The 23,354-nt window shown below is 74.3% G+C and carries 19 protein-coding genes and 1 pseudogene; 7 read left to right on the forward strand and 13 right to left on the reverse strand.

Going from position 1 to position 23,354, the window contains the following annotated elements; translation table 11 throughout:
* From ACF09K_RS19555 to ACF09K_RS19565, 3 genes are all read left to right on the forward strand, one after another.
* On the forward strand, positions 1–348 hold a 348-nt coding region (locus ACF09K_RS19555), incomplete at its 5' end, for an ALF repeat-containing protein (protein WP_392245133.1).
* Positions 349–570: 222 nt separating this feature from the next.
* Positions 571–1,347 carry a hypothetical protein gene (locus tag ACF09K_RS19560; protein WP_392245134.1) on the forward strand — a complete coding sequence of 259 codons (777 nt, stop codon included), beginning with the start codon at positions 571–573 and terminating at the stop codon, positions 1,345–1,347.
* Between the two features lie 305 nt (positions 1,348–1,652).
* Positions 1,653–2,156: an N-acetyltransferase gene (locus tag ACF09K_RS19565; protein WP_392245136.1), complete on the forward strand. Its 504-nt coding sequence runs from the start codon at positions 1,653–1,655 to the stop codon at positions 2,154–2,156.
* 391 nt (positions 2,157–2,547) lie between these two features.
* Here the strand turns inward: ACF09K_RS19565 and ACF09K_RS19570 are convergent, their stop codons facing one another.
* The gene (locus ACF09K_RS19570; protein ID WP_392245138.1) at positions 2,548–3,522 is read right to left on the reverse strand and encodes a helix-turn-helix transcriptional regulator; all 975 of its coding nucleotides are present in this window, start codon (positions 3,520–3,522) and stop codon (positions 2,548–2,550) included.
* An 80-nt stretch (positions 3,523–3,602) separates the two neighbouring features.
* On the opposite strand from ACF09K_RS19570, the gene ACF09K_RS19575 reads away from it, so the two are divergent.
* The gene (locus ACF09K_RS19575) at positions 3,603–4,337 is read left to right on the forward strand and encodes an alpha/beta fold hydrolase (RefSeq protein WP_392245139.1); all 735 of its coding nucleotides are present in this window, start codon (positions 3,603–3,605) and stop codon (positions 4,335–4,337) included.
* Between the two features lie 61 nt (positions 4,338–4,398).
* A complete protein-coding gene (locus ACF09K_RS19580) occupies positions 4,399–4,857 on the forward strand; it encodes a DNA glycosylase AlkZ-like family protein (RefSeq protein WP_392245525.1) in 459 nt (152 codons plus the stop codon).
* 157 nt (positions 4,858–5,014) lie between these two features.
* On the opposite strand, the gene ACF09K_RS19585 is transcribed toward ACF09K_RS19580, so the two are convergent.
* A complete protein-coding gene (locus ACF09K_RS19585) occupies positions 5,015–5,392 on the reverse strand; it encodes a winged helix-turn-helix transcriptional regulator (RefSeq protein WP_392245140.1) in 378 nt (125 codons plus the stop codon).
* A 270-nt stretch (positions 5,393–5,662) separates the two neighbouring features.
* Here ACF09K_RS19585 and ACF09K_RS19590 point away from each other — a divergent pair, with 270 nt between their 5' ends.
* A complete protein-coding gene (locus ACF09K_RS19590; protein ID WP_392245527.1) occupies positions 5,663–6,568 on the forward strand; it encodes an NADP-dependent oxidoreductase in 906 nt (301 codons plus the stop codon).
* 348 nt (positions 6,569–6,916) lie between these two features.
* Here ACF09K_RS19590 and ACF09K_RS19595 read toward each other — a convergent pair whose 3' ends face one another.
* The 6 genes and pseudogenes from ACF09K_RS19595 to ACF09K_RS19620 form a co-directional block, all read right to left on the reverse strand.
* Positions 6,917–7,147, reverse strand: coding sequence for a bacteriocin immunity protein (locus ACF09K_RS19595; RefSeq protein ID WP_392245142.1), 231 nt, complete (start codon positions 7,145–7,147; stop codon positions 6,917–6,919).
* Positions 7,148–7,336: 189 nt separating this feature from the next.
* Positions 7,337–7,924, reverse strand: coding sequence for an SMI1/KNR4 family protein (locus ACF09K_RS19600; protein ID WP_392245144.1), 588 nt, complete (start codon positions 7,922–7,924; stop codon positions 7,337–7,339).
* Between the two features lie 49 nt (positions 7,925–7,973).
* Positions 7,974–8,297, reverse strand: coding sequence for a hypothetical protein (locus ACF09K_RS19605; RefSeq protein ID WP_392245145.1), 324 nt, complete (start codon positions 8,295–8,297; stop codon positions 7,974–7,976).
* Positions 8,257–8,880 carry a hypothetical protein gene (locus ACF09K_RS19610; RefSeq protein WP_392245147.1) on the reverse strand — a complete coding sequence of 208 codons (624 nt, stop codon included), beginning with the start codon at positions 8,878–8,880 and terminating at the stop codon, positions 8,257–8,259. The genes ACF09K_RS19605 and ACF09K_RS19610 overlap by 41 nt, the downstream gene beginning before the upstream one ends.
* A 295-nt stretch (positions 8,881–9,175) precedes the next feature.
* A pseudogene (locus ACF09K_RS19615) lies at positions 9,176–9,349 on the reverse strand (Cmx/CmrA family chloramphenicol efflux MFS transporter); the annotation flags it as partial.
* Positions 9,350–9,377: 28 nt separating this feature from the next.
* Entirely contained in the window at positions 9,378–11,600 is a 2,223-nt protein-coding gene (locus tag ACF09K_RS19620; RefSeq protein ID WP_392245149.1) for a helix-turn-helix domain-containing protein, read from the reverse strand.
* Between the two features lie 395 nt (positions 11,601–11,995).
* Between ACF09K_RS19620 and ACF09K_RS19625 the strand changes: the two genes are divergently transcribed.
* Entirely contained in the window at positions 11,996–12,958 is a 963-nt protein-coding gene (locus tag ACF09K_RS19625; RefSeq protein ID WP_392245150.1) for a ribosome-inactivating family protein, read from the forward strand.
* Positions 12,959–13,305: 347 nt separating this feature from the next.
* Here the strand turns inward: ACF09K_RS19625 and ACF09K_RS19630 are convergent, their stop codons facing one another.
* From ACF09K_RS19630 to ACF09K_RS19650, 5 genes are read right to left on the reverse strand one after another with little or no spacing between them, the layout of a single operon-like run.
* The gene (locus ACF09K_RS19630; protein WP_392245151.1) at positions 13,306–15,024 is read right to left on the reverse strand and encodes a thiopeptide-type bacteriocin biosynthesis protein; all 1,719 of its coding nucleotides are present in this window, start codon (positions 15,022–15,024) and stop codon (positions 13,306–13,308) included.
* A 7-nt stretch (positions 15,025–15,031) separates the two neighbouring features.
* Positions 15,032–17,032: a YcaO-like family protein gene (locus tag ACF09K_RS19635; RefSeq protein WP_392245152.1), complete on the reverse strand. Its 2,001-nt coding sequence runs from the start codon at positions 17,030–17,032 to the stop codon at positions 15,032–15,034.
* Positions 17,029–19,164: a hypothetical protein gene (locus tag ACF09K_RS19640; protein WP_392245154.1), complete on the reverse strand. Its 2,136-nt coding sequence runs from the start codon at positions 19,162–19,164 to the stop codon at positions 17,029–17,031. Before ACF09K_RS19640 ends, ACF09K_RS19635 begins: the two co-directional genes overlap by 4 nt.
* Positions 19,161–20,348, reverse strand: a complete 1,188-nt coding sequence (locus tag ACF09K_RS19645; protein WP_392245156.1) for a hypothetical protein — start codon at positions 20,346–20,348, stop codon at positions 19,161–19,163. Before ACF09K_RS19645 ends, ACF09K_RS19640 begins: the two co-directional genes overlap by 4 nt.
* Positions 20,345–23,257: a lantibiotic dehydratase gene (locus ACF09K_RS19650; RefSeq protein ID WP_392245157.1), complete on the reverse strand. Its 2,913-nt coding sequence runs from the start codon at positions 23,255–23,257 to the stop codon at positions 20,345–20,347. The genes ACF09K_RS19645 and ACF09K_RS19650 overlap by 4 nt, the downstream gene beginning before the upstream one ends.
* Positions 23,258–23,354 lie beyond the last annotated feature (97 nt).

A 23,354-nucleotide genomic window follows, 5' to 3' on the forward strand; every position in this document is an offset into this window, starting at 1 on the left:
AACCCCGAAGCCATGCGCGCCTGGCTGGAGACCGGATACCGGATCGCCCAGGCCGAGGACGACCGCGTCGCCATCGCCCGCATCCTCGCCGACCCGGACAGCGGCCGGCGTGTGACACGAGAAGCCAACGCCCTCCTGGACGCCAACAACCCCGAAGCCATGCGCGCCTGGCTGGAGACCGGATACCGGATCGCCCAGGCCGAGGACGACCGCGTCGCCATCGCCCGCATCCTCGCCGACCCGTCCATCAGCCCGGCCCTGCGCGCGGCAGCCAACGCCGCCCTCGACGACAACACACCCGAAGCACTGCGCCACTTCCTGGAAGTCGGCAGGTACCAGGTCGCCTGACCGGCACGGCGCCGCGCCACGGCGCGTCCCCGGGTGGCACCCCCTGCCGCCCGGTCGCCGGAGTGCCGAGAATCCGGGCGGGGCCGCCTGCGCCTCCGTGCGCCGACGGCCCCGCCCGACAGGCCCCGTGCCGGCTCGGCGCTCTCCGCAGAGCTCTGTGGTCCCGCCGCCCGGTGCGGCATGGGCCACCGACACCTCCGACAGCAGAAAGCACCTTCTTCGATGACCGCACCACCCCCACGCACCGAACACAGCGGTCCGCAGACCGCTTCCGCCATGCCCGACCTGCCGTTCAAGCCTCAGCTCGTCAAAGCGGTGTTCAGGGACGTGACCTCGTTGCACGTCTCCCGGCCGGCCGCGTGGGCCGCCGCGTCGGTGACGCGGACCGTGCTGACGGAGATCATCGACGGCGCGAGAAGCGCGGCGGCCGAGGAGGCCAGGAAGAGGCTGATTCCCAAGGACCTCGTCTCGGCGATCGACCGGAACGTCGAGGTGGAGGTGGGATCCACGTGGTACCTGCACAGCCCGACCTTCCACGGCCTGATGGGCGAGGTGCGCGACGCCGATGGTGCGCTCGTGTCTCTTCGCGAGCGCCGCGGGGCGCGTACACCGAGTGGTGTGGCCGGCGCCCACCGGTTCGAGGCCGGGGTGAGAAGGCTGCTGGGGAGCCGGGGGGTGAGGGCGGTCCCGGCGATGGTCCGCGACCTGGACGGAATCGCGAGCGTGTTCCTGACGGCCCTGGCCCGGGACGCGGCCAAGGTCGTCCGCGAGGGCGGGGTCAAGCGGTTCGGGACGGTCAGCCTGGTGGTGCCGGGCGATCCGGCCCCGGCCCCGCTGCTCAAGGACCCCCTCCTCGCCCTGTCCACCCGCCGCGGGGACGGGCGGACTGTCGGCGGGGACGACGTCCTGGCCGCCGTCACGATGCAGCTGTTCGGCGATCTCGGACAACGCGCCCTCACCGAGGCAGCCGAGATGACACGGAACACGTCGGCCAACTGATCGGGCCCGCCCCGCGCTCTGCCCCCTGCGCACGGTTCCCACGTGTGTGCGGCCCCCGGAATCCGCCGCCCGCATTCGGCTCCGGTCGGCTCGCGAGAACGGGCTCGTCGCATGGGCGCGGACCGCCGGCCGCAGGCACCCCCACGGGGAAGAGCTCCCTTGGCTTCGCGGTACTGGAGTCTGCCGATCGCACGGGCGTCTCGATCGGGTGATCGCGGGCCCTGCCCGGCATGAGAGCAGGGCCTGGTGGTGTGCGGGGAAAATCCAGGGGAGCGTACGGCCGCGCGCTGCTACGGTCGGGCGCCATGAGCTGGCTTCCCGACGACTTCGTCCACCCCGTTGTGGTACCGCTGCCGGGCGGTGGTCACCATCTGCGGCCGATCCGGGAGGCGGACACCCCGCTCGACTATCCGGCGGTGATGGGTTCGCGCGAGCGGCTGTGGACCATTTTCGGTCCGGCCTGGGGCTGGCCCGCGGCCACCATGTCCTACGAGGCCGACCAGGCCGACCTGTTGCGGCACGAGAAGGAGATCGCCGCACACCAGTTCTTCAACTACGCGCTGTTCGACGCGGCGGAGACAGCCCTGCTCGGCTGCGTCTACATCGACCCGCCGGAGAGGGCCGGCGCGGACGGCGAGATCTCCTGGTGGGTGGTGGACGAGCTGGTGGGCGGCAAGGTCGAGCAGGCCCTCGACGCGCTGGTACCGCGGTGGATCGCCGCCGACTGGCCGTTCGAGCAGCCGCGCTTCCTCGGCCGCGAGATCTCCTGGCCGGACTGGCTCGCCCTGCCGGAGCACCCCGGCACGTAAGGGGTTGTTGCCCGTACCGATCTCGAAGGCTGTCGATCGAACGGGCGTCCCGATCGGGTGACTGCGGCGGTTTCCGCGCGTGAGAGCAGGGCCTCCTGCCGGCTCGGGGCGCGATCCCGCTCCGAGCGCCGGACCCGCGCGGCCATCGCCCCTCTGCTGACCGGCAGATCCCGCCGGGCGGGTCATGCGATGTCGAGTCGCTCGCCTGCGAGGCGGGCATCTCGACCGGTGAGACAACGCTCGACCTTCGCGGTGTACGCGGCCGGAGGAGCGGACACGGGCACCACCCTGGCGCGCGGCAGCCGGGGCGTGCGCCCGCTCCGAAGTTCGGTCACCGGTTCGATCCTCACGCCGTCCCACCCTTCCGGTCCTGTCGCGGTGGATCCGTTGTTCACCGTGGTGGTTCTTCCGGTCCCCGGTCGGCGGCTGCGGTGAGCTGGGCGGCCAGATCCTTGAGCGCCTGCCGTAGTTCGTCGGGCTGGTGGACGGTGAAGGGCCATTCCAGGGAGGCGAGCATGTGGGCCATGCCGTCCAGCCGTTCTGCCCGTGCGTGCATGAGGACGCCGGTGGGCTGGGGGGTGAGGGTCACCGCTGAGCGAGGCAGTCGGCGGGCGATCTCGTCGAGGGGGCCATGGATCGTCACCTCGACCTGCCAACGGTAGGGCCCCTGGGCGAGGGTCGAGGTCAGGTGGGCGACGGGGTCGAAGCCGTCGGGTGCGGTGAAACTGTCGGCGCGGGGGGTGACGGAGGCGATGCGGTCGATGCGGAAGGTCCGCAGGCTGGTGCGGAGGTGGTCGTGGCCGACGACGTACCAGCGGCCGGTGTGGAAGACCACGCCGTACGGGTCGATGTCGCGTTCGGTGTGTTCCTGGCGCCAGGACCGGTGGCTGACGGCGACGGTCGTGCGGGCGCGGGAGGCCTGGGCCAGGGCCAGCAGGACGCCGGTTCCGGGTGCCTGACCGATCACGGCGCCGGCGGTGAACGACAGGGTCTCCCGCATGGCGGCAAGCGGTTCGCGCAGGGCGTGCGGAAGCACCCGCTCGATCTTGGCGAAGGCACCGGCGCTGGCCGGTGCGGCGGTGCCCATGCCCAGACGTTCTGCCGCGAGCAGGCCGAGAACGACGGCGAGGGCCTCGTCATTGGTGAGGACCAGAGGGGGCATCCGGTAGCCGCGGGCCAGCCGGTAGCCACCGTAGCGGCCGCGTTCGGCCTCCACGGGGATGCCCAGTTCCCGCAGGTGCGCGATGTACCGGCGCACCGTGCGCACGTCGGTGTCCAGCTGGTCGGCCAGCTCCGTCCCGGTGAGCCGGACGTTGGACTGGAGGAGTTCCAGCAGGGTCAGCACACGGGTCAGGGGATACGACATGGATCACTCGGCATTTCAGGGCGGATACTGTCCTGTATCGACTTTACGCTCCCTGCAGCACCTCACTTCAGGGAGATCACATGGCCACCTTCGTACTCGTTCCCGGCGCCTGGCTCGGGGCATGGGCCTGGGAAGGCACCGCCCGAGCTTTGCGGCAGCGCGGCCACACGGCGCTGCCGCTGACACTGACCGGCCTGTCCGAACACGCCGACCGGGGCGGCCCCCGGACGGACCTGGACACGCACATCGCGGACATCACGGGATTCGTCGAGAAGCACGATCTGCGCGAGGTCACGCTGGTCGCCCACAGCTACGCGGCCGCACCGGTCACCGGGGCAGCCGGACGTCTCGGCGACCGGCTGGAACGCGTGGTCCACGTGGACAGCGCCCCGTTCGCCGCGGGCATGTGCATGCTCGACCTCATGCCACCGCAAGCAGCGGACCAGCTGCGCCGGCAGGTCGACGCTTCCGGCGACGGGTGGCGGCTACCGATGCCGCCCTTCGAGGTCCTGGGCTTGTCCAGCAGCCTCGACGGGCTCGATGAGGGCCGGCGGGCCACTCTGCGCACGCATGCCACCCCTCAGCCGTTCGGCACCTACACCCAGCGCCTCGCCGACCCGGTCGAGCCCGGCCCCGGTGTGGACCGTGTCCTGATCGCCTGCCGTGACTTCACGGGACTGCTGGATGCCGGGGTGCCGATGCTGGCCTACCTGAACCAGCCGCCATGGCGGCGCTTCGACCTGCCCACCGGGCACTGGCCGATGCTGTCCGCACCCGCCGAACTCGCCCGCGTCCTCGACGAGGCCGTCTCCTGACCGCGCCGGCCGAGAGGCGCAGCCCGACGCCTGACCACGAGAGCATCCGCCGGCTGCGGGCCTGTGCTCAGGCCCGCAGCCCTGGGCCCGCAGGGCCTGGAGAACGCTGGCGGAATCGGGCGCGATCACCCAGTACGGCGCGTTGACCATGCCCGCCGGGCGGGTGGAAGAACTCCCCCGCTCGTCCGACACCCCGGACGTTCGCATGCTGCCCGCCTACGACGACTGCCTGATCGGCCACCGCACCCGCGAGACGTCCGTCCCCGCTCCCCACCAGGCCCGCGTCCGGCCAGGAGGCGGCCTCGTCCGCCCCACCGTCATCGCCGACGGCCTGGTCATCGCCACCTGGGCCCGTGGCCCCGGCTCGCGCTCCCTCCAGGTGGATGCGTTCGAACCTCTCCCGTCCCGGATCGAGCAGGGTGGCGACCGGGAAAAGGAGTCCGTCGTCGGCTTTCTGCGGCCCTTGCGCGCCCCGGACGCCGTCGACCTCGACGAGGACGACGACGGCCAGGAGGAGTGAGCGCCGCATCCGTCGTCCGGGGCGGGTCGTCGTACTCCGGGAAGACCATCGCCGACCGGCGGCCACGGCTGGGCCGCGGACGCCGCTGTCGGCGATTCCCCGAGTCACCGCAAAGATGCGGCTCGTCCGGTGCGGCACGCGCCGACGCAGGTGCGAGTCAGCCGATGGAGGAGATGCCGCCCTCGCGGGCGTCGAGCAGCTCGTCCCAGTGCTCGGACGCCCATCGGCACGCGGCGGCCAGCGGCTCCAGCGTGCTGCGGCCCAGCGGTGTCAGCGCGTACTCCACCCGCAGTTTCGGGTCGGCGTGCACCGTGCGTGACACGAACCCGTTCCGCTCCAAGCCGCGGAGCGACCGGGTGAGCGCCTTCGGGGTGACGCGGCCCAGTGGCACGCGGAGTTCGGAGTATCTGCGCGGGCCGTCTTCCAGGCAGCGGAGGACCAGGGGTGCCCATTTGTCACCGAAGCGGAAAGGCAGCAGCGGGGACGGACACAGCTCGTCGAACAAGTCGGGTGGCAGCGGCGGCCGTTGCGTCATCGAGGGTCTCCCGTCTCCGGTCTTGGTATCCAGATGGTGACCGACCTTCCGGATATCTTCCGGAGCATCGGCTCGACGGCAGGTATTCCGACGACGGGCAGGATCGTGGTTTTCGGGGCGGGTGGCCGCCTGCCTGCTCGACGGCCTCACCGATCCGCACCCGTCTCCCTCCGGCCGGAAGGCAGCCGACGTGCCGATGTGCACCTCATCAGAGCAACGGGCGTCGAACGAACACCGTCGTTTCGACCTGTGAAGACAAGGCAGGACATTATGCGTGCAGCCCGCTTCCATGAATACGGCGGAGCGGAGGGCCTGGTGATCGAGCAGGCTCCCGAGCCCCACCCCGGACCTGGTGAGATACGCGTCCGCGTCGCGGCGGCCGGCGTCAATCCCATCGATTGGAAGCTGCGCGCCGGCGCCCTGCGCCGGCTGCTTCCCCTGGAGCTGCCCGCCGTTCCCGGTCGCGACGCCGCCGGCGTGGTCGACGAAGTCGGTGACGGAGTACAGGGGGTGAGCATCGGCGACCGCGTCTTCGGGCTGGGCGGTGTCACCGGCGCAACCGCAGAGCTGGTCGTCCTCTCGGCCTGGGCCCACGCCCCCGACACGTGGAGCGATGAGCAGGCTGCGGGCGCCGGTCTCGCGTCCGTGACCGCGATGCGTGGCCTGAACGCGCTCGGCTCCCTCGCGGGGCGCGTCCTTCTCGTCGAGGGCGCCGCCGGAGGTGTGGGCAGCGCGGCGGTCGAGATTGCCGTGGCACAAGGGGCCACCGTGATCGGGACAGCCGGCGAACGCAACCACGAGTTCCTCACCTCTCTCGGCGCCGTTCCCACCACCTACGGCCCCGGCCTCGCGCAGCGTCTCTGCGCTCTCGCTCCGCACGGCGTCGACGTCGTGCTCGACACCGCGGCCTCCGGATCCCTGGACGACCTCGTCGCGATCACGGGCGACCCGACGCGCGTCGCGACGGTCGCCGACCACGCGGGCGGGCAGCGGCTGGGCACGCACGTGGTCAACGCGGAGAACGACTCCACCCTCCTGTCCGCGGCCGCGGAACTGGGTCGGCAAGGCCGCTACACACCCCGCGTCGAACAGACCTACCCCCTGGAGCGGATCGTCGACGCCCACGCGCACGCCGAGCGCGGACGCACACGCGGAAAGATCGTGATCCGCATCTGAAGCGGGGGCATGGCACAGCTGCGCCGGCCCGCCAAGCGATGATCTTGGCGGGTCGGCGCCGACTGCTCAGCGCTGGACGTCTGCCAGTGACGGATACGCGGGTCCGACGGGAACGCGCCGAGGGATGCCCCGGATCAGCAGTCGAGGCCGGGCCCGGAAGCACCGGCAAACGACCGTCTGCCGACACTCATACGCGTGATCACGAACCCGCAGGTGGGAACTGTCGGCTACTCGCGTCGGAAACAACACACCCAGACCCGCCGTCACTCACCCACTGTCCCAAAACCGAGAAATCCCATCCGGGGGTCGGGCCCGTCGTTCCGGTGGCTTCGGAGTCGAGTCCCGACCTCACGAAGCGACCGGCCGATACGCCAGGCCCCGATCGACCACCTCCTCGGCCGAAAGCTCCCGCTCCGGCGGCCAGAAGATCAAGTCCCTGACATGTCCGGACGGGCATGCCAGGACTCTGTCCAGCCTGTTCAGCCAGCCCTCCACCTCGTCGTCCGAGGCGTGGTCCGCGTCCATGATCCGCTGCACGAGCGCGACTGCCTCCGCGCGGCTCATCTCCTCAGCACTCATCAGGTCCCTCCACCGACTCACCCCGACGAGATCCTTGATCGCCCGGACGGCTCCCAGCCGGCTGACAGGGGCGCCCGCATTCGCTCTCCGAAACTGCCGCTGTTCGAACAGCGACGGACGGCGGCGCCTCCCGAAGCGGTGAACATCTGCTGTCCGTTCCCGGGTACTGGCTCAGGTCTTGGGGAGCGGTCACGGCGAGTGAGCGAGCCGCTGCCGAATCGGATGCGTTCGGAGCCGGGGCGAGGTGAGCTCCAGAGCCCGGTCGTCCTGTCCGGCAGCCATGTGGTCGAGCCATCGTTCGTACCAGGCGAGAAAGTCCGGGGCTGAGGAGACGTTCGGGCCCCAGAAGCCGTCTGCGTTGCCGATGAGCACGCGCCCGGTGAGAGGGCCGGTTGTGCCTATGAGGACGAGATCGCTGCAGCCGCGTTCGATGACGTGCAGGAACAGGTCACCACGGCGGGTGGGGCGACAGGCCCGGCTGAATCCCCTTGAGCCCGTGCCGGCGTCTCTGGAGTTCATCGTGAAGAGCGTGCAGTCCTCCAACGGGATCAGTCCGTAGTACGGAGACGCACCACTGCCGCCCATGTCGGTGAGGAAGTCTCGGTAGGGCTGCGGGAGTTCCACGTCGTGCTCGGCCTGAAAGGCATCTGCCCGACCTTTGGTGAGGCGGGGGCCGAGACGAAATGCGTGCCGCTCCTCCCCGAAGGAGTGGCTTCGGTCGGGCGCGTAGGGGATGCGTGCCAGCTTGCGTCGCAACCGCGGGATGCGGGAGTCCATGCGGGCTCTTCTCTCGTGTCGCCCGCAATCTATCGCACGGCACCGGAGGTCATCCTGCGAGCAGGATCCGCTTCCTCGGCAGCTGGAAGCCGGCCCGGCCCGACATCTGGCGCTTGGGCATCTTGATCCGGTTGACGTGCTCTTCGACGACGCCAGAACTCCACGGCGAAGTGAGGCCGGCGATGACGGCGTCGCGGTCGCGGTCGCTGCCCGCGGCGAGGGTGTGGAGGCCGGGCAGGTCGTCCTGCCGGACGGCGTCGAGCCAGTCGGGCGGGCGCTCGCCCCGGCGCTCGGTCCGCTGACCGTGCCGACGGGTCAGGCCGGGTGTCTGCTCAGTATCCCCAGCTGGCGTAGATGGTGACGTTCTCACCATTGTCCCTGGCTCCGACGCACACGTCACGCCAGTCGAGCAGCCAGCCGCTGGAGCGGCAGCTCTCCCGCTGGAGGCCCAGTTCGCGGATGATCTCCGGGTGGGACAGGCCGTCCTCGCTGGTGACCGTCGCGGCGCGCCAGCAGCCTCCGGAACCGCAGCTGGTGTCTTCGTCGACGATGCTGATGCCTGGCGGCAGTGAGGGGAGGGCCGTGGACGGCGGGGCGTCTGAGCCTTCGCTGATCACCAGCGCGTACAGGAGGCCGGCTACGAGGGTGAGGGCGAACTGCGTCCCCAGGAAGCCGATCGCTCCGTTGCGGAGGGAGGTCCATTCCGGGGGAGGAGAGTTCTCGTGCCGTCCTTCCAGTCCCGCGCCGCAGGCGATGAGCAGGGGCGCGAGAACCGTGAACACGAGATGGGCGTCGGGTCTGGGGGCGTCGATCCAGCCCTGCTGGACACTGATCAGCAGACCGGCTCCAACGAGCAGCGTGCCGCCGATCGCGAAGCCCACGACACGGGTGCGGGCGAGCGTCATCCAGACGGCGGCGGGCGCGACGGCGAAGAGTATCCCCAGGACGATCAGCATGTACGAGGGGACGCGCGGTTCCGAGCGGCCGGTTCCACACGGCCGGGGCTCACCTCAGGCCGCAGGCCGGTCGTTCATGCCGCGAGTGCGGCGAAGTCGTCGTTGCCAAGGTCTTGCCTGTGCGCACCTACGGCCTTGCCGGCGACGACAAGCCCGCCTATGAGCCCATGACAGGGTGAGGACCGCCAGCGGCGGCGCGGGGTGGTGAGCGTGGTCGCGGCGACCGTCATGGGCGCGCACGAGAGCGAGCGGCGTGACCGGCCGGTCGGCCGGCACGGCCAAGGCGGGCCGGCCTGCCGATGAGCAGTACCGGGCCGCCGGCGGCGAGGCCCAGGCCGGGGCGCTGGTCGGACAGCCGTCCCGCGGCGGTGACGCCGGTGAAGGAGCCGACGCCGAGGACCACCAGGACGACGGGGATCCACAGCTCGCCCGGTCCGGCGCCGCCGGTCACGACCGGGGCGAGGGACGGGACGGCGACTACGGCACCGACTGCCTTCTCACCCGTCCTGGCAGAAGCGTGCGAGTGCTGCGTCGTACCGTGCTCGGACGTCCGGGGTCGCCGATACCCGCAGCAGGGCGCCGAGCGCGCGTACCGCGCCGTCCTCGTAGCCGGAGGACTCCGCTTCCCGGGCCGCCAGGTCGAGCTGAGTGATGCCCTCGGCCTTGTTCCCGAGCCCCAGCAGTGCCTCTCCCCTCACCATGAGCAGCAGGATGCGGGGGACGTCGGCCGTGTCCGGTCGGTCGTCGAAGGCCAGGGCCCGAGTCGCGGTGGCGAGGGCCTGGTGCCATTTCCCGGCGTCGGCCCGGTGCCGGGCGAGGTGCTGCATGGCCAGCCTCTCCATGGTCCGGTCGTCGGCCTTGCGTGCCAGCTCCACCGCGCGCTCGCAGCCCTCGGCGGCCTCGTCCAGGCGGCCGAGGGACCCTTGGGCCATGGCCAGCACGATCAGGGCGTTGGCCTCGGCCGTCGCGTCGCCGGCCCGGGCGGCGAGCGCGGAGGCGGCCCCCAGGTGGGTCAGCGCCTCCGGGGTACGCCCTTCCTCGATCAGGACCCAGCCGAGCACGTTGAGCACCCGTGACTCGCCGTGCTGGTCGGCGTCGGCCCGCGCCGCTGCCACGCCGGTCTGCAGGAGCGGGACCCAGCCGTCCCGGACGCGCCAGACGATCAGCGGCCACAGTGCCAGGACGATCCGCCAGGTCCTGCTGTGCAGGGCGGCGGCGTGCGCCGCGGCGACCGCCAGTACGAGGTCGTTCTTCTCCGCGGCGTACCAGGCCACGGCGGCGGACCGGTCGCCGAACTCGCGCACGGCGGCGGGCGGCAGAAAGTCGGCCGGCGGGGGGAAGCACTCCTCGTTGCCGGGCTCGGCTGCCGCCACGGCTCCGACGGCCGTGGCGATGTAGTGGTCGAGTACGCGCTTGAGCGCGTCGGGTCCGGCGCCCAGGCTGCGGGCGTAGAGCCGTACGAGGTCGTGCATCGCCCATCGGCCGGGGGCCGTCTCGGTGAGCAGGTGGGCGACGGCGAGGCGCTCCAGGGCGGTCTCGGCGGCTGCCGGGTCCGTGTCTGCCAGGGCCGCCGCCGTGTACCGGTCGACGTGCGTGCCGGGGTGGCGGCCGAGATGGGCGAACAGGCGGGAGACGTGCTCCGGGAGCTGTTGCAGTGTCAGGTGCAGGGCGGCTCGCACACCGGTGTCCTCCAGGTCCAGCAGGCTCAGGCGGCGTGTCCGGTCGGACAGTTCGGCGGCCATCGCGCCCAGGGACCAGTGGGGTCGTTGCGTCAGGCGGGCGGCTGCCACCCGCAGCGCCAGGGGCAGCCCGCCGCACAGTTCGGCGAGCCGTAGCGCGGCCGCCGGCTCGGCGTGTACCCGTTCCGTGCCGAGTATCCCGGCCAGGAGCATGGTGCCGTCCTGGGGTCCGAGCACGTCCACGGCAACAGACCGGGCGGCGTCGGTGACGATCAGTCCGGGAAGCCGGTGCCTGCTGGTGACGACGGTGACGCAGCGGTCACCGCCGGGCAGGAGCGGCCTGACCTGTTCGGAGTCACGCGCGTTGTCGAGTACGACGAGGAGGCGGCGATCGGCGGCGAGCGACCGGAACAGCGCGGACGCGCCGTTCGCCGACTCCGGTATCCGGCTGTGCGGCATACCGAGGGCCAGCAGGAACTCGCGTAACACCTCGATGAGGGCCGGTTCACCCGTGTCGCTGAAGCCGCGCAGGTCGGCGTAGAGGCGCCCGTCGGCACGTCCGGCGGGGTCGTGGTGGGCCCAGTGCAGCACGAGGGCCGTCTTCCCGACCCCGGCAGGACCGACGACCAGGCAGACGGGCGCCTCGCCCGCGGTGGCCCGGGCCAGAGCGGCGAGTTCCGCCGTCCGGCCGTGAAAGCCGCGCGGGGCGCGCGGCAGCAGATCGGGCGCACCGGTCCGCCCGACGGCATCCGGTGCGGCGGCAGGCGGCGGGGCGGCCGTCTTGCGGGCCGGGCGGGGACGGCCCAGGCTCGCGGCGTGCTCCAGCTCGCCGGCCTCGGCCCTGCTCAGGCCCAGGGCCGTGACCAGGGCCTGCACGGTGCGGCGCTGCGGCCCTCGGGAGCGGCCCTGTTCCAGGTAGGCCAGGGCGCGCACACTCACCCCTGCGGCATGTGCCAGGCCCTCTTGACTGAGCCCCGTCCTGCGGCGCAGAGCGTACAGCTGCGCGCCGAAGGAACGGTCCGCCGGTGTGCGCCAGGCCATGCTGAAGACCTTCCCCCTGCTCGACGTGGCCCGCCGAACGCCGAGCCCCCGCAAAAGTATGAAGGACACGCTTTTGCGGGCGGAATTGCATGGTGGGCGCACGTCCGGACGGGTTGGGTCGATGCTTGAGGAAGAGGGCGCCGGGGCCGTTCGGAAGCCTTTCCCTCGCCGACGCCCGATCCCGCCGGGACGAGAGCCGGTGAGCGAGCCACCGCCCCTTCCTCACCGTCCGTCTTGCGAGAACGCCTGCCCCGAAGCCGCGGCAGGCGTTCCGGGGGAGTCCTTTCCGCGCGCCACCACGACCTGCGCGGAAGAGTTTTCAGGGAGCCGTACCGATGTATCCGATGTCCGCCCTACGCCGAGCCGGAAGGCAACTGGGGGTGCTGCTGTTGGCCTTGACCGCCGCATGCGGCCTGCTGAACGGCGTCACCGCACCCCAGGCCCACGCGAACACCAGCGAGCGGTGGACCGATATCGACTGGCACATGGAGGACTACGACGAACCGCGCGGCGGTTCGGCCGCAGCCCGGCAGTCGCGGTACTACCAGGACGTGGTGAACCGGATGCGTCAACTCGCAAGCCAGGAGATGGCCGGTGTCCAGGGCCAGCCCGGCCTCTATGACACGACGGTTGCCCGCGGAAGGACCACCAACCGGGTCATTCGGGTCCTGCTCTGGAGCAACCAGGCGACCGACCGCAACCCCACCGGCGCTCAGCGGGCCGACGTCGCGTTGTACTACTCGGTCGACAACCTCTACCTGATGGGCTTCTCCGTCCATGGACTCCACTACCGCATCAACGCCTCCTACAGCGCGCACCTGGCGGAGGAGATCCGGGTCCACGAACGCATGCGGGTGGCTCCCCTGGTCCGTGAGATCAACTCCGACGGGAGCTACGCGTCGCTGGCCGCCGGTCCCGAGTGGCGCGGAGCCGAGCCGTACACGGCGAGCAGGTTCATGATCCACTGGCGGGCCCTGGAGGCCGCCACCCCGAGTTCGATGAACAGCAGCCCGGTGCGGCGGGCCCTGGCCTACTTCATCGGCGCCACCGCCGAGGCCACCCGGTTCGGTTGGATCCAGAACCGCATCGCCAACGTTCTCACCTACAACGAGGACCGGACCGACCCGAACGGCCCGGCGCACATCGGCCGCTTCGGCACCGATCTGCAGAACAACTGGAACACCCTGTCCACTCTGGCTCACCAGTCAGCACGGGGAAACAGGACCACCCCCGTGAACATCGACGAGCGGATCTACCGGAACCTGTGGGAGATCTGGGACGGGGACGGTGACGACGACGACGGCACCGGCCGGCCTCGCATCGCCCCCTTCCTCGCCATCCAGGGCAGCGGCATCTGACCGGTGGCACGAAGGCGGGCGGGGTCCGATCCGTCACGGACCGGACCCCGGCCGCCGTACGCGCCCTCAAGCCCAGCCGACGCCGACCGGTCGCACCCGACGGCGCAGCCGGCCCGTACCGCCGGCGGCACGTACACCACGGCGAGGGCCAGGAATGCCGAGAGACCCCGGAGCAGCTGCGCGACCGCACCGAGCACCGGTCGGTCTTCGTCGGTGGTGACGCGCGACTCCTCCCATCGCTCGGTGGCGAGGGCACCCGCCGTCCGCGGGCCGGCCAGAGGTGGTGGTTGAACGCGCAGGTGTGGCCGTCCTCGCTCCTCGGCCCTCACGGATTCAGTCGTCCGGGTTCAGCGCCCGCCGGACGTCGTCGGCCGGCCCAGGGGGAGGAGGTACTGGACCGGCTCGTCGAGGCCGTCGAGGCCGAGGAGTTCGTGGGTCAGGTCGTCGTGCAGGCCGCCGAGCGGGAGGGTGGCCAGGCCGAACGCCGCCGAGGTGAGCAGCAGTGTCTGCGCCAGGTGGCCGGCCTCCAGCAGGCCCAGCCGCAGCGCCCGCAGGCCGTACCGGCGACGCAGCAGACCGAGGTCGAGATGGACCGCGAGCACCGCCGGGGCCTCGTCGATGCCCACCGCGTCCGGGTCGTCCGCCGGCCGGGACAGGTAGGAGGACAGCGCCTTGAGCTCGGCGACGGTGGGCGCCGGGCCGATCGGGAGCAGTGCGCGGCGCTCCGGTACGCAGTGGTAGGTGCCCGCGGCCAGTTCCGCGACGTCCAGCGCCACCAGGCGCACGCGCACGCTGTAGAGGGCGCCGGCGCTGGGGTACGGGCGGTGCCGGAGGGTGCGTACGCCGCCGTCGGCGAGCGGCAGCCGCGTCGTGTGGCTCTCGGCATACGCGGACCACAGCACCCCGCCCAGCGTCTCCGCGTCCAGCGGCCCGGACAGCGGCCCGCGCACCGAGCTGCGCCGGCACAACGCCTCGGCGAGCGACAGCTCCGGCAACGGTGCTCCGGGCAGAGGGAGTTCGGCCGCCAGCCGGGCGGCCGAGGGGGCGGGCGGCGGGGGCAGGTCGCGCAGCGCGGTGTCCTCGGGCCGCCCGATCCGGAACTTGCTGCGCTCCAGGTACCGGTAGTCCGCCGCGCGGTGCCCAGCGGGGAAGAACCCGGGGTCGTCCTCCGTCTCCAGCAGCGCCCGGGCCGCGAGGTGGCACACGGCCCGCTCCTCGTCGGGGGTGACACCGATCCGGTTGAACAGCATGTGCAGTTGGGAGGCCCACACCCAGGGCACGCGGTGGGCGGCCCGCTCCGCGGGCACGGCGCCGCGCAACCGGGCGTTCGCGGCACCGACCCGGCGCACCCATTCCGCCAGCCAGGGCGCGGCCGTGCCCGCGTCGAGGGCTGCGCGCAGGGCCCGGGCGTGCCGCACCAGGCCCGGCCGCTGGAGGGCGAACACCGAGTTCACGCTGGAGTGGACGGCGGCTCCGGGCAGCGGATCCACCTCGGTGGCCCAACGCCAGGAGGAGGCGTGCCGGCGCAGCCAGCCCGCGGCTTCCAGTTCGTCCAGACCGAGCGCGTGGGCGGTGGCGTGGGCGAGGTCGAGGGCGAGCGGGAGCCGGGCGGCGCGGTCCGGGGTCGCGCGCAGGGCCTCGACGGCCGTGCGGGTGGAGTGCGCGAACACGTCCTCGGCCAGGGGCAGCGCGGCGGGGCCGCCGTACCGTTCGGTCTCGGGGACGTACGGCACCTCGCGCACCTCGCCGTGCCGGGACGGCCAGGGACCGGTGAACTCCGCGGGCCGGGCGGCCGCCAACCCCGCCAGGGTGGAAGGCAGTTCGGTGGCGGCGCCGGCGGACAGCGGGCCCCGGAAGCGGATCCGCAGGTGAGGGCCGCCCTCGCCGTAGCGGAGGAAGAACCAGGCGGCGCGCGGGTCGGCGGTCAGGTCATCCATCAGCGGGGCGAGGTCGTCGGTGACGAACGCGTCCGTTGCCGCGCCGCCGGTGTGCAGGGCGAGGTGCAGGCTGTGCCAGGTCTGTCCGGGGGCCTCGGAGGCGGCCGGTCGGGGGCGGGCGGTCGTCATCGCGTCCTCACGGGAAGGGGTGGGGATGGAGGGGCAGTTCGTCGTGGCGGGGCGGCCGGGCGGTACGGCCCAGCCGGTGAGGGACCTCCAGCAGCCGGTCCAGTCCGGCGGTGCGGCGGTTGACGTGCCCGAAGGTCATCGGCAGTGTGCCGGGGACGATCACCTTGGCGCAGTGCAGGCCCAGCCGGTCCCGTACGCCCGGCTCGTCCTGCGTGACCGCGATGACCTCCAGGCCCTCGGCCGCCAGCCGCTCCACGGTCCGCTCCAGCAGCACCGTCAGGTCGGCCACCGGCTCGGGTGCTCCCGGCCACCGCTCGTACCACGGCGCCTGCGCGGTGTCGGCGAACAAGAAGTCCAGCCGGGGCTGTGCCTCCGGCAAGGTGTTGAGGCCGACGTGGTCGTCCAGGTCCAGCACCAGCTCGGGGCGGTCCAGCATCGGACGCAGCCGCTCCGGGGCCCGGGGACCGCCCGGGCCCGAACGGCGGGCGGCTTCCTGGACGTTGGTGACCACCTCGGCCACCGCCGAGCGGATCGCCACCCGGGGGTCGTGGTGGGCGCCGGCGGCCAGGAACGCGCGGGGCGCGTCGGGGTGCGCGCCCTCGTAGCGGCAGAGCGAGATCACCGCCGGGACACCCAGGTCGTTGGTGGCGTCCAGCAGGCTCAGGCGGTAGCGCAGCAGCGCCGCACGGTCGGCCAGGAAGGTGACCTCCGGGTCGTCGACGGGGACGGCGACCCGGGGCAGGGGCGTGCGCGCGTACCACGCCATCAGGAAGGCGTCGCGTTCGGCGACCTCGAACAGCCCGTACAGCGCGGCCTCCTGGGGGCTGTTGCCCAGTCCGCAGCCGTTCGAGGACTCGTACACCACCCGCGGCCGGTCCGGCCCCGGTACGTCCCAGTACGCCACGTGCTCGGGTACCGCCAGCGCACGGCGCTCGGTGAGCGACCAGCCGTACACCCAGTCGAGTGCGAGGTCCGGGGAGTACGCGACGGTGCGCCGGGCCGGGTGACCGTCGAACTCGGGATCCGGCAGGCCGAGCCGGACGGGGTCGAGCACGGCGTGCTTGCCCCCGGCGACGAGGTCGGCGTGCGAGGCGCGCAGCACGGTGCGGCGTCCGGTGGGCCGCATTCCGGCGAACCGCTCCACGCTCTCGAAGAGGGCGATGCGTTCGCTGGAGCGGAAGTCGCCCGACCGGCCGTGACCGCCGTCGTCCAGGGAGCGGCCGTCCGTCACCCAGGCGGTGGTCAGCGCGAACGCGGAATCCTCGGTCCGGAAGAGGCGGCGCACCGGCCCGAACCGCTCGTCGTGCAGTTCGTCCCGCAACGTGGCAGGTGTCGTACGGTCGTTGGGGCCGCGCAGCACCGACGGGTCGGGCAGCGGCCGGGGCTCGACCGGCAACCGGGCGCCGGCGGGCGAGTCGTCCGGCAGCGGCCTGCACACCGGGCAGCCCCCGACCGGCCGGATGCGGTGGCTGGACCAGGTGTACCGGTCGCCCTGGAGCAGGTGGACGACGGCCCGGCCGTCGACCGTGACCGGGCCGGGGCCGCGGGGGCCGGGTGCGGGTGGGCCGGACGTGGGTGGTGCGTGCCGGTCGGCAGCGGGTGGCTCCGGTTCGGACGGGTCGGTCGCCAGCAGGTCCGCAGCGAGCCGGAGCGCCGCCTCGGCCAGTGGCGGGGTCCCGGTGCCGCCGAGGGCGAGCCGCGGACTCTGCCACGGCACCCGGCCGCCCGCGGTGGCCAGCCGTTGGTGTTCCGCGCAGCCGACGCAGGCCCGCGCCCCGGGGTGGAGCACCGGCCCGATCACGGTCAGCGCGCCGTCCTCGCGCACCGGCACGAACCGCACCGGATGGGTCAGGGCGTGCCGGCTGAGCCGCTCGGCCAGTCCGAGGTCCCACGTGGTCAGCCGCACGATGGCGGTGCCCGCGACCATCGCGAGCGCCGTCGCCGCGTCGAGGACGGGCACGGGGGCGGAGGCGGAGGCGGGGAGCGCGTACGGGTCGGGGGTGCTCATCGGGGGCCTCCCGGTGCGGACAGGACCGTGAATCCGGACGCGCGCAGAGCATCGGCGAGAGGGTGGTGGCCTGCGCCCTGCCAGGGTGTGGGGCGCAGGCCGGTCAGGCGGCGCAGAGCAGTGCGCAGGGCCGGTTCCCGGGCGGCGATCGCGGCCAGCCAGACGTCGGTCCAGCCCTCGTCCGCCCAGCCGGCCGGCTCGGCACCGGCCGCGGCGAGCGGGGCGGCGGCGCCGCTGAGCGCGGTGTGCCGTGCCCGGTCCGGTGCGTGCTGCGCCGCCATCACGCGCGTGACCGCGTCGAGGGCGGCGAGGGCCACGGCGTCCGCCGCGGTGGCCTCGACGGCGCGGCTCACCGTGGCGGGCGCGGCGCCGGCACCGGACGAGGCCGGCCGGACCCGGACGACGGCCGCATGGACCTCACCGGGGCCGAGCCGCCGGACGGACAGCTCGGCGGAGCGGCCCATGCGTTCGGTCAGCACGGTCCACCAGTGGTGGGCCTGGGGGTGTGTGCGCCGGACGTCGTCCCCGATGCCGCGGGCGGCGGCCGGGGCCGTCTCCGACGTGGTGGAGGCGGCTTCCAGGTCGAGGGCGGCGCGGCGCAGTGCCCGGCCGTGGGCGTGGTCGCGGCTCGCGCCGACGACCGGGGCCGGCAAGACGTCGGCGAGGGCGAGTTCGGCGGCCCGGCAGGCCGCCTCCAGCCGGGCCAGATCCGCCCGTACGGCGCCGGCGACCAGCAGGCCCGCCGGCGTCCGGCACGAGGCGAGCGACGCGGGGAGCTGCGGCAGGTCCCCGGGCAGTGGCGCGTCGAGCACACCGAGCCGCGGGTCGCCCAGGGCCGTGACCCGGCGCAGGGCCTCCCCCAGGTCCGGCGCGGGCGGGGCGTCCGGACCCCGGCGGGCGGCGCGCGGGGCCGCGGCCCACGGGTGGTACGTCGCCTCGGGCGGTTCGGTCCGGGCGATCAGCACGGCCGGATGCCCCGCCCTGTCCGTGCCGAAGGCGTCCTCGTGTCCGGCGGGGTCGGGAAGGCCGGCGACGGCCGCGAGCAGCCGCCCGGCCGCGGCACCGGCGAGCAGCGCGACGTGCGTGGGGGACGGCCCTGTGGCGGCGGCAGCCGTCCGCCGCGGTGCCCCGGCCCGGACAGACGTCGTCCTGGAGGGCGCCGGGACGGGCACCGTCGACCGCGACCGCGCGGTGGCGGGACCGCTCGCCGCCCACGGTGGCGGGGCGGCGAGGCGGGTGGCGACGGCGGCGGCGTCGGAGCGGGCGCGGTGCGGGGGCCCCGGCTCGGTGACGAAGCCGCCGTCGGTGTCGCAGGACACGGCCAGCGCCACGGCCCCGGTGGGCGTGTCGGCGGTGATCACGGCTCGGCCGGCGGCCAGCCGCCCGTCGGCGACGACCCGGGGGCTCGCCCCCGCGCGGCCGAGCGCCCGTACGAGGCTCGCGGCGAGCGGACTCTCGGGGTCCGGTGTGGCGACGACCGGTCGCGCGTTCCGGATCGCTTCGGCCGCCTCCGCCGGGTGGGCGGCGGACGAACCGGGCCAGGGCGGGAGTTCGGCGTCCTGCGGGTGCTCGACGACCAGGTCGTGTTCGCGCAGCCGGGCCGTGAGCGCGGTGATCGCGGCTTCCACCCGGGGGTCGGCCTGATCACTCGCGGCGCCCTGCTCCCGGACGTCGGTCCCCTCCCCCGCTTCGGCCCGCGCCCGGACGTCGGCCGCCTCCCCGGCTTCGGCCCGCGCCCGGGCGTCGGCCTGATCCTGGGTGCCGGTGCGGACCCGGGCGTCGGCCTGCGGCCTCGTGCCGGTCCGCGGGTCGGCGTCGTCCGGCGAGCTCGTGCCGGTCCGCGGGCCGCCGTCGCCGCGCACCGCGCGGTCGGGGGCGAGCCGGGCCGAGAGCAGTCGCCACAGGGCCGGCAGCGCGCGGCTGCCCTCCAGCGTGACGCCGACGCCGCGGCCGCGCAGGTGCAGCCCCGCGAGCAGCGGGGTGACGGCCACGCCGGGCCGCAGCCGGAGCCGCGGTTCCGGCCGCGGCGCGGGCGCGGCGGGGGCTTCGGACGCCGGCGGGGCGGGCTCCGCTCCCGGAGCGGGGTCCGGTGGCTGCGGGGCCGTGCCCGTCGCTGCGGCGGGGGTGGTCATGACGAGCCCTCCACCGCGGCGATCACCTCGTCGACGCGGACCTGCCAGATGTGCCCGGTGAGCGCCGGCACGGTGCGCACGACCAGGTGCGCGGCGAGGTACCGTTCCACCGGCCGTACGTCGCAGATGGCGAACAGCCGATAGAGCGCGTTCGTGCAGACCCGGTAGATCAGGTAGTCGGGCCGGCTCCACATCGTCCCCCGCGGGTCCGAGCGGCTCAGTCGGCGGTGGAACTCGCTGTAGCGGGTGCGTGTGTCCGGGTTCCAGCGGTCGGCCACCGCCCGGTCGCCCAGTGCCGCCGCCCGGTCCCGGTAGGCGAGGGGGTCGCCGGCGAGGTCCGCGCCCGTCGCCAACCGCTCCGCCGCGATGCGCCACGCCTCGGCGGACCAGTCGGCCCAGGCGCGTTCCCAGCCGGCCGCCCCGCCGCCCGTGATCCGTTCCACCAGCGCGGTGACGGCCGGTCCCGTGGCCTTCCACCGGCGTTCGAAGGCCGAGCGCAGCCGGCCGTCCGGGTCCTCGTGCACCAGGAAGTCCTCGAGGTGCGAGACGAACGAGTAGTGACCGCCGATCAGTCCCTGCGGGTGCGCCGCGGCGTGCGCGGCCAGTGCGGCGACCGCGAGCTGCACGCGGGCGGCGGGCGCGTCCCCGTGCTCGCCCAGGAACGCGCACCCGGTGCCGAGCGCCGGCAGGCCCAGCGCCAGCAGGTCGTCGCGGAGCCGGATCCCGTCGGCCCCGATCAGGGCGTGCAGGGACGACCGGCCCACCGGTTCGACGCGGACCGTGCCGTCCGGCACGAGCGGGCCGTACGGCGGGGCGATCAGCTCGGCGCGGCCCGCCGCCTCGGCCCGGGCGAGGAGTTCCTCCTCGGTGACCTCGGCGCTCGGGGGGCGGTCGGTGACCCGGCTCCGCAGGGCCGCCGCGGTGCGCTCGGCCGCCGCGGCCACCGGGCCGGGTGCGCCGCGCAGCCGGAGCCGTACGTGGGGGCCGTACAGCCAGTGACGCTCGACGTGCGCGGTCAGACCGTCGGCGGCGGCCCGGCGGGCCAGCGGCAGCACCGCCTCGCGCAGCAGCGGGGCCTTGTCCTCGCGGTAGTCGTACACGACGACGTCGAGCCCTGCGGCGGAGCCGGGCGTGGCCGGGTCCAGGGGGGCGACCGCGGGGGCGGGGCCGGCCGGGGCGTTCATCGGGTGCCTCCTCGGCGGGGTGCGGGTCGGTCGGCGGGCCGGCGTGCGTCCTCGTCGGCCGTACGACGGCGCGCCGGGCGGTACGTCTCGATGACGGACTCGACGGCATGGGCGGGCCGGTCCCGGCCGCCGAAGGCGGGCAGGGCCTCCTCCAGGACGACACCCCCGGAACGGCGTGCCAGCCAGCTGCCCAGGCAGCGCAGGTGCAGGACGTTGCCCAGGTCGAGCGCCTGCGGCTTGGGCAACCGCAGCCGCGCGACGAAGTCGTCGACCGCGTGCCCGGCCGGGGGGCGCGGCACCGGGTGCAGGAAGAGCTGCTCCGGCAGGTCGAGCAGGGCCCTCCAGCGGGCCACCGCGGCGGCCGGCACCTCCCGTTCCTCCGCGGCGAGGTCGGCGCGCAGCGCGTCGAGCACGCCCGGGCCGAGGTACCAGCGGCGCCGGGCCAGCACCAGGTGGCGGTGGCGCAGTCGCGGCGTACGGACCACCTGACCGCCCGGCGCCGCCACGGCGTGCCGGGGCAGCAGCGGGCGGAAGTCCACCACCCCCTCCGGATGGTCGGACAGGAACGGTCCGAGTCGCCCCGGCAGCATGACCGGGGCGAGGAAGCCGAGGTAGAGCACGTCCAGCGGGTCGCCGGTCTCCCGTACGCGGAACCGCAGCCGGTCGGTGGCGGGGTCGTGGACGAGATCGAGATCGGCCTCGGCGAGGGCGGTCCGGCCGCGGTCGGGCCCGATCTCCTCGGCGAGCAGCAGCGGGTGCAGGTTCGCGTTGAACCCGCCCACCGGCCGGATCTGCGCCGCCCGCGCGCCCGCGCCGAGGCCGCGCCGGATGCGCTCCCCGATCTCGGCCGCGGCGCTCGCGGGGAGGGCGTCGAGGAAGCGGCTGGTGAAGCGGCCCCAGCCGCCGTAGACGTGGTTGACGCACAGCGACTCGCCGTCGTGGGCGCGTTGGACGAAGTGGGAGTAGCTGAGCGGCCGGGCGGCCGTCCAGTCGGGCAGGCGGGCGGCGAGGGCGCGGAGGTGACCGGCCGGCAGGACGATCTCGGGGGCGGTGTCCCCGGCCGGTCCCGCCGCCTCCCGCGCCAGTGCGGCGAACTCCTCGCGCAAGCGGACCAGTCGGACCAGTCCCGAGGGCAGTTCGGGGTCGTCGGACCGCCGGCCGGCGAGGCGGCCGGACTCCTCCCAGGCGGCGGCGGTGGCGGCGCCGAAGTCCCACGGGTCGCGGCAGGTGCCGCCCTCCCCGTAGCGGGCGACGAAGCGGTCCCGGGCGACCCGGCTCATCACGTGGCCCAGGTCGAACAGCTCGGCCAGGGGGGTGAGTTCGGTGAGCGCGGCGCGGTCGGCGGGGGTGAGCGGGTCGTACCCGGCGGGCCGGTCCTCGTACGGCGGTCCCGTGGTGCGCCCGTCCCCGCCCGGTGAGGCCGGCGGGTGGTGCGGGGGCAGGGGGGCGGGGGCGACGACGTCCTCGGTGAGGACCGTCAGCGGGGCCGCGTCCGGTGCGACGGGTCGGCCGGTGTCGGCGAGCAGTTCGTGCCAGCGGTCGGCCAGGGCGGCGAGCAGGGCGGGGCGCTCGGCCGCGGGGGCGGTCGAGAACCGCCCCGTGTCCCGGGCGAGCGTGACGATCCGGTCCGCCAGGGCGGCGTCCGCGGGCCACTGGCGCAGCCAGTCGGCGAGCGCCAGGAGCGGGGCGGGGTGCTGCGGGTCGACGGGCTCCGCGGGCACGAGCAGTCCCGAATCGGCGAGCCGGTCCACGAAGCCCGCGACGGCGGAGTCGTCCGCCGTGCGGCCCAGGTCGGCCGCGAGCCGGGCGGTCAGCGTGCCGAGGGTGAGCGGGCGGTCGGTGAGGGCGGCGGCCAGCACGTCCAGCGCCGGGCGGGCGGCCAGCTCGACCTCGTCCTCCCGGCTGACCAGGTAGCGGCCGCCGGCGAACAGCGCCTCCGTGCGGGCGAGGCGGACCCGTCCGTCGGCCGCCCGTGCGGTGCTCGTCATCCGGTGGGGCAGCGCGCCGCGGCGGCGCGGCTCGTCGAGCAGGGCCGCGGTGAGGGCGGTGACGAGCGTGCGGTTCTCCTTGACGACGGGGGTCAGCGAGTGGGTGGGAGCCGGGCCGGGCTCCGGCGCGGAGGTGGTCGTGCCCGTCGGGCCGTCGGCCGGCCCGGCGGCCCAGCCGACGGCGGTGAACCACGACAGCGGACTGGTCTTCGTGCTGGCTCGCAGGGCGTGCCGGAGGACCGAGGGTTCCTCCTTGCGCGCCCGTCGCCCGGTTTCGCCCCGGCCGGCCCGGTGGACCGCCCGCAGCAGGTCGGCGCTGGTCAGGGCGATGGCCCGGGGGAAAGCGGGGGAACGGCAGAGGCCGGCGAGCGCGGCGCGCTCGGCGGCCAGGGCGGGCGGGACGGCGGTGCCGAGCTCATCGAGCAGTCGAGCGCGCAGCGCCCGCACGGCGAGCCAGTCGGCGAGCCGCGGCACCCGTTCGGGCAGGGTGCCGAGCCGGTCCAGGAGGGCGGGGCGGGGCTCGCGGCCGTTGTGCAGGGCGCGGCGCAGGGGGAGGACCACCCGGCGGTGGAAGTCCTCGTCGTGGGCGGCGCGTGCGGCGAAGAGGTCGTCGGACAGGGCGGCGCGCAGGGCGGCGTCCTGGGCGGCCAGGGCGGTGAGCCGGGCGAGCAGGGTCCGCACCTCGGCGGAGGGGGCGGTCTCGGCGGGGTGGGGAAGCACGGTCGTACGGACGAGGGCGTACGGTGCGGTCCGGTCGTACGGGTCCGCCGGGTCGTCGGGCCCTGCCGGATCGGCCGGGTCGTGGGGACCTGCCGGGTCGGCGTGGTCGTACGGGCTCGCGGGGCCGCGTGCCGCCGCCTGGTCGGCCCGGCCGGGCGGCGGCACGCGCACCGGGGCTGCCGGCGGGGCGGGGTACGGCATGGCGGGACTCCCGGCGTACGGCTCGGAGGCGGGCGGGATCGGTGGAGCGGGGGCGGCGCGGGCCGGGCGGGAACGCGCACCAGGTGTGCGTGGGCGG

The sequence above is a fragment of the Streptomyces sp. NPDC014882 genome, assembly GCF_043081325.1.
Lineage (GTDB): Bacteria > Actinomycetota > Actinomycetes > Streptomycetales > Streptomycetaceae > Streptomyces.

Coding starts and splice junctions, on each gene's coding strand:
- ACF09K_RS19560 (WP_392245134.1), top strand. CDS start 571: ATGACCGCACCACCCCCACGCACCGAACACAGCGGTCCGCAGACCGCT.
- ACF09K_RS19565 (WP_392245136.1), top strand. CDS start 1,653: ATGAGCTGGCTTCCCGACGACTTCGTCCACCCCGTTGTGGTACCGCTG.
- ACF09K_RS19570 (WP_392245138.1), bottom strand. CDS start 3,522: ATGTCGTATCCCCTGACCCGTGTGCTGACCCTGCTGGAACTCCTCCAG.
- ACF09K_RS19575 (WP_392245139.1), top strand. CDS start 3,603: ATGGCCACCTTCGTACTCGTTCCCGGCGCCTGGCTCGGGGCATGGGCC.
- ACF09K_RS19585 (WP_392245140.1), bottom strand. CDS start 5,392: ATGACGCAACGGCCGCCGCTGCCACCCGACTTGTTCGACGAGCTGTGT.
- ACF09K_RS19590 (WP_392245527.1), top strand. CDS start 5,663: ATGCGTGCAGCCCGCTTCCATGAATACGGCGGAGCGGAGGGCCTGGTG.
- ACF09K_RS19595 (WP_392245142.1), bottom strand. CDS start 7,147: ATGAGTGCTGAGGAGATGAGCCGCGCGGAGGCAGTCGCGCTCGTGCAG.
- ACF09K_RS19600 (WP_392245144.1), bottom strand. CDS start 7,924: ATGGACTCCCGCATCCCGCGGTTGCGACGCAAGCTGGCACGCATCCCC.
- ACF09K_RS19605 (WP_392245145.1), bottom strand. CDS start 8,297: ATGGTGAGAACGTCACCATCTACGCCAGCTGGGGATACTGAGCAGACA.
- ACF09K_RS19610 (WP_392245147.1), bottom strand. CDS start 8,880: ATGCTGATCGTCCTGGGGATACTCTTCGCCGTCGCGCCCGCCGCCGTC.
- ACF09K_RS19620 (WP_392245149.1), bottom strand. CDS start 11,600: ATGGCCTGGCGCACACCGGCGGACCGTTCCTTCGGCGCGCAGCTGTAC.
- ACF09K_RS19630 (WP_392245151.1), bottom strand. CDS start 15,024: ATGACGACCGCCCGCCCCCGACCGGCCGCCTCCGAGGCCCCCGGACAG.
- ACF09K_RS19635 (WP_392245152.1), bottom strand. CDS start 17,032: ATGAGCACCCCCGACCCGTACGCGCTCCCCGCCTCCGCCTCCGCCCCC.
- ACF09K_RS19640 (WP_392245154.1), bottom strand. CDS start 19,164: ATGACCACCCCCGCCGCAGCGACGGGCACGGCCCCGCAGCCACCGGAC.
- ACF09K_RS19645 (WP_392245156.1), bottom strand. CDS start 20,348: ATGAACGCCCCGGCCGGCCCCGCCCCCGCGGTCGCCCCCCTGGACCCG.
- ACF09K_RS19650 (WP_392245157.1), bottom strand. CDS start 23,257: ATGCCGTACCCCGCCCCGCCGGCAGCCCCGGTGCGCGTGCCGCCGCCC.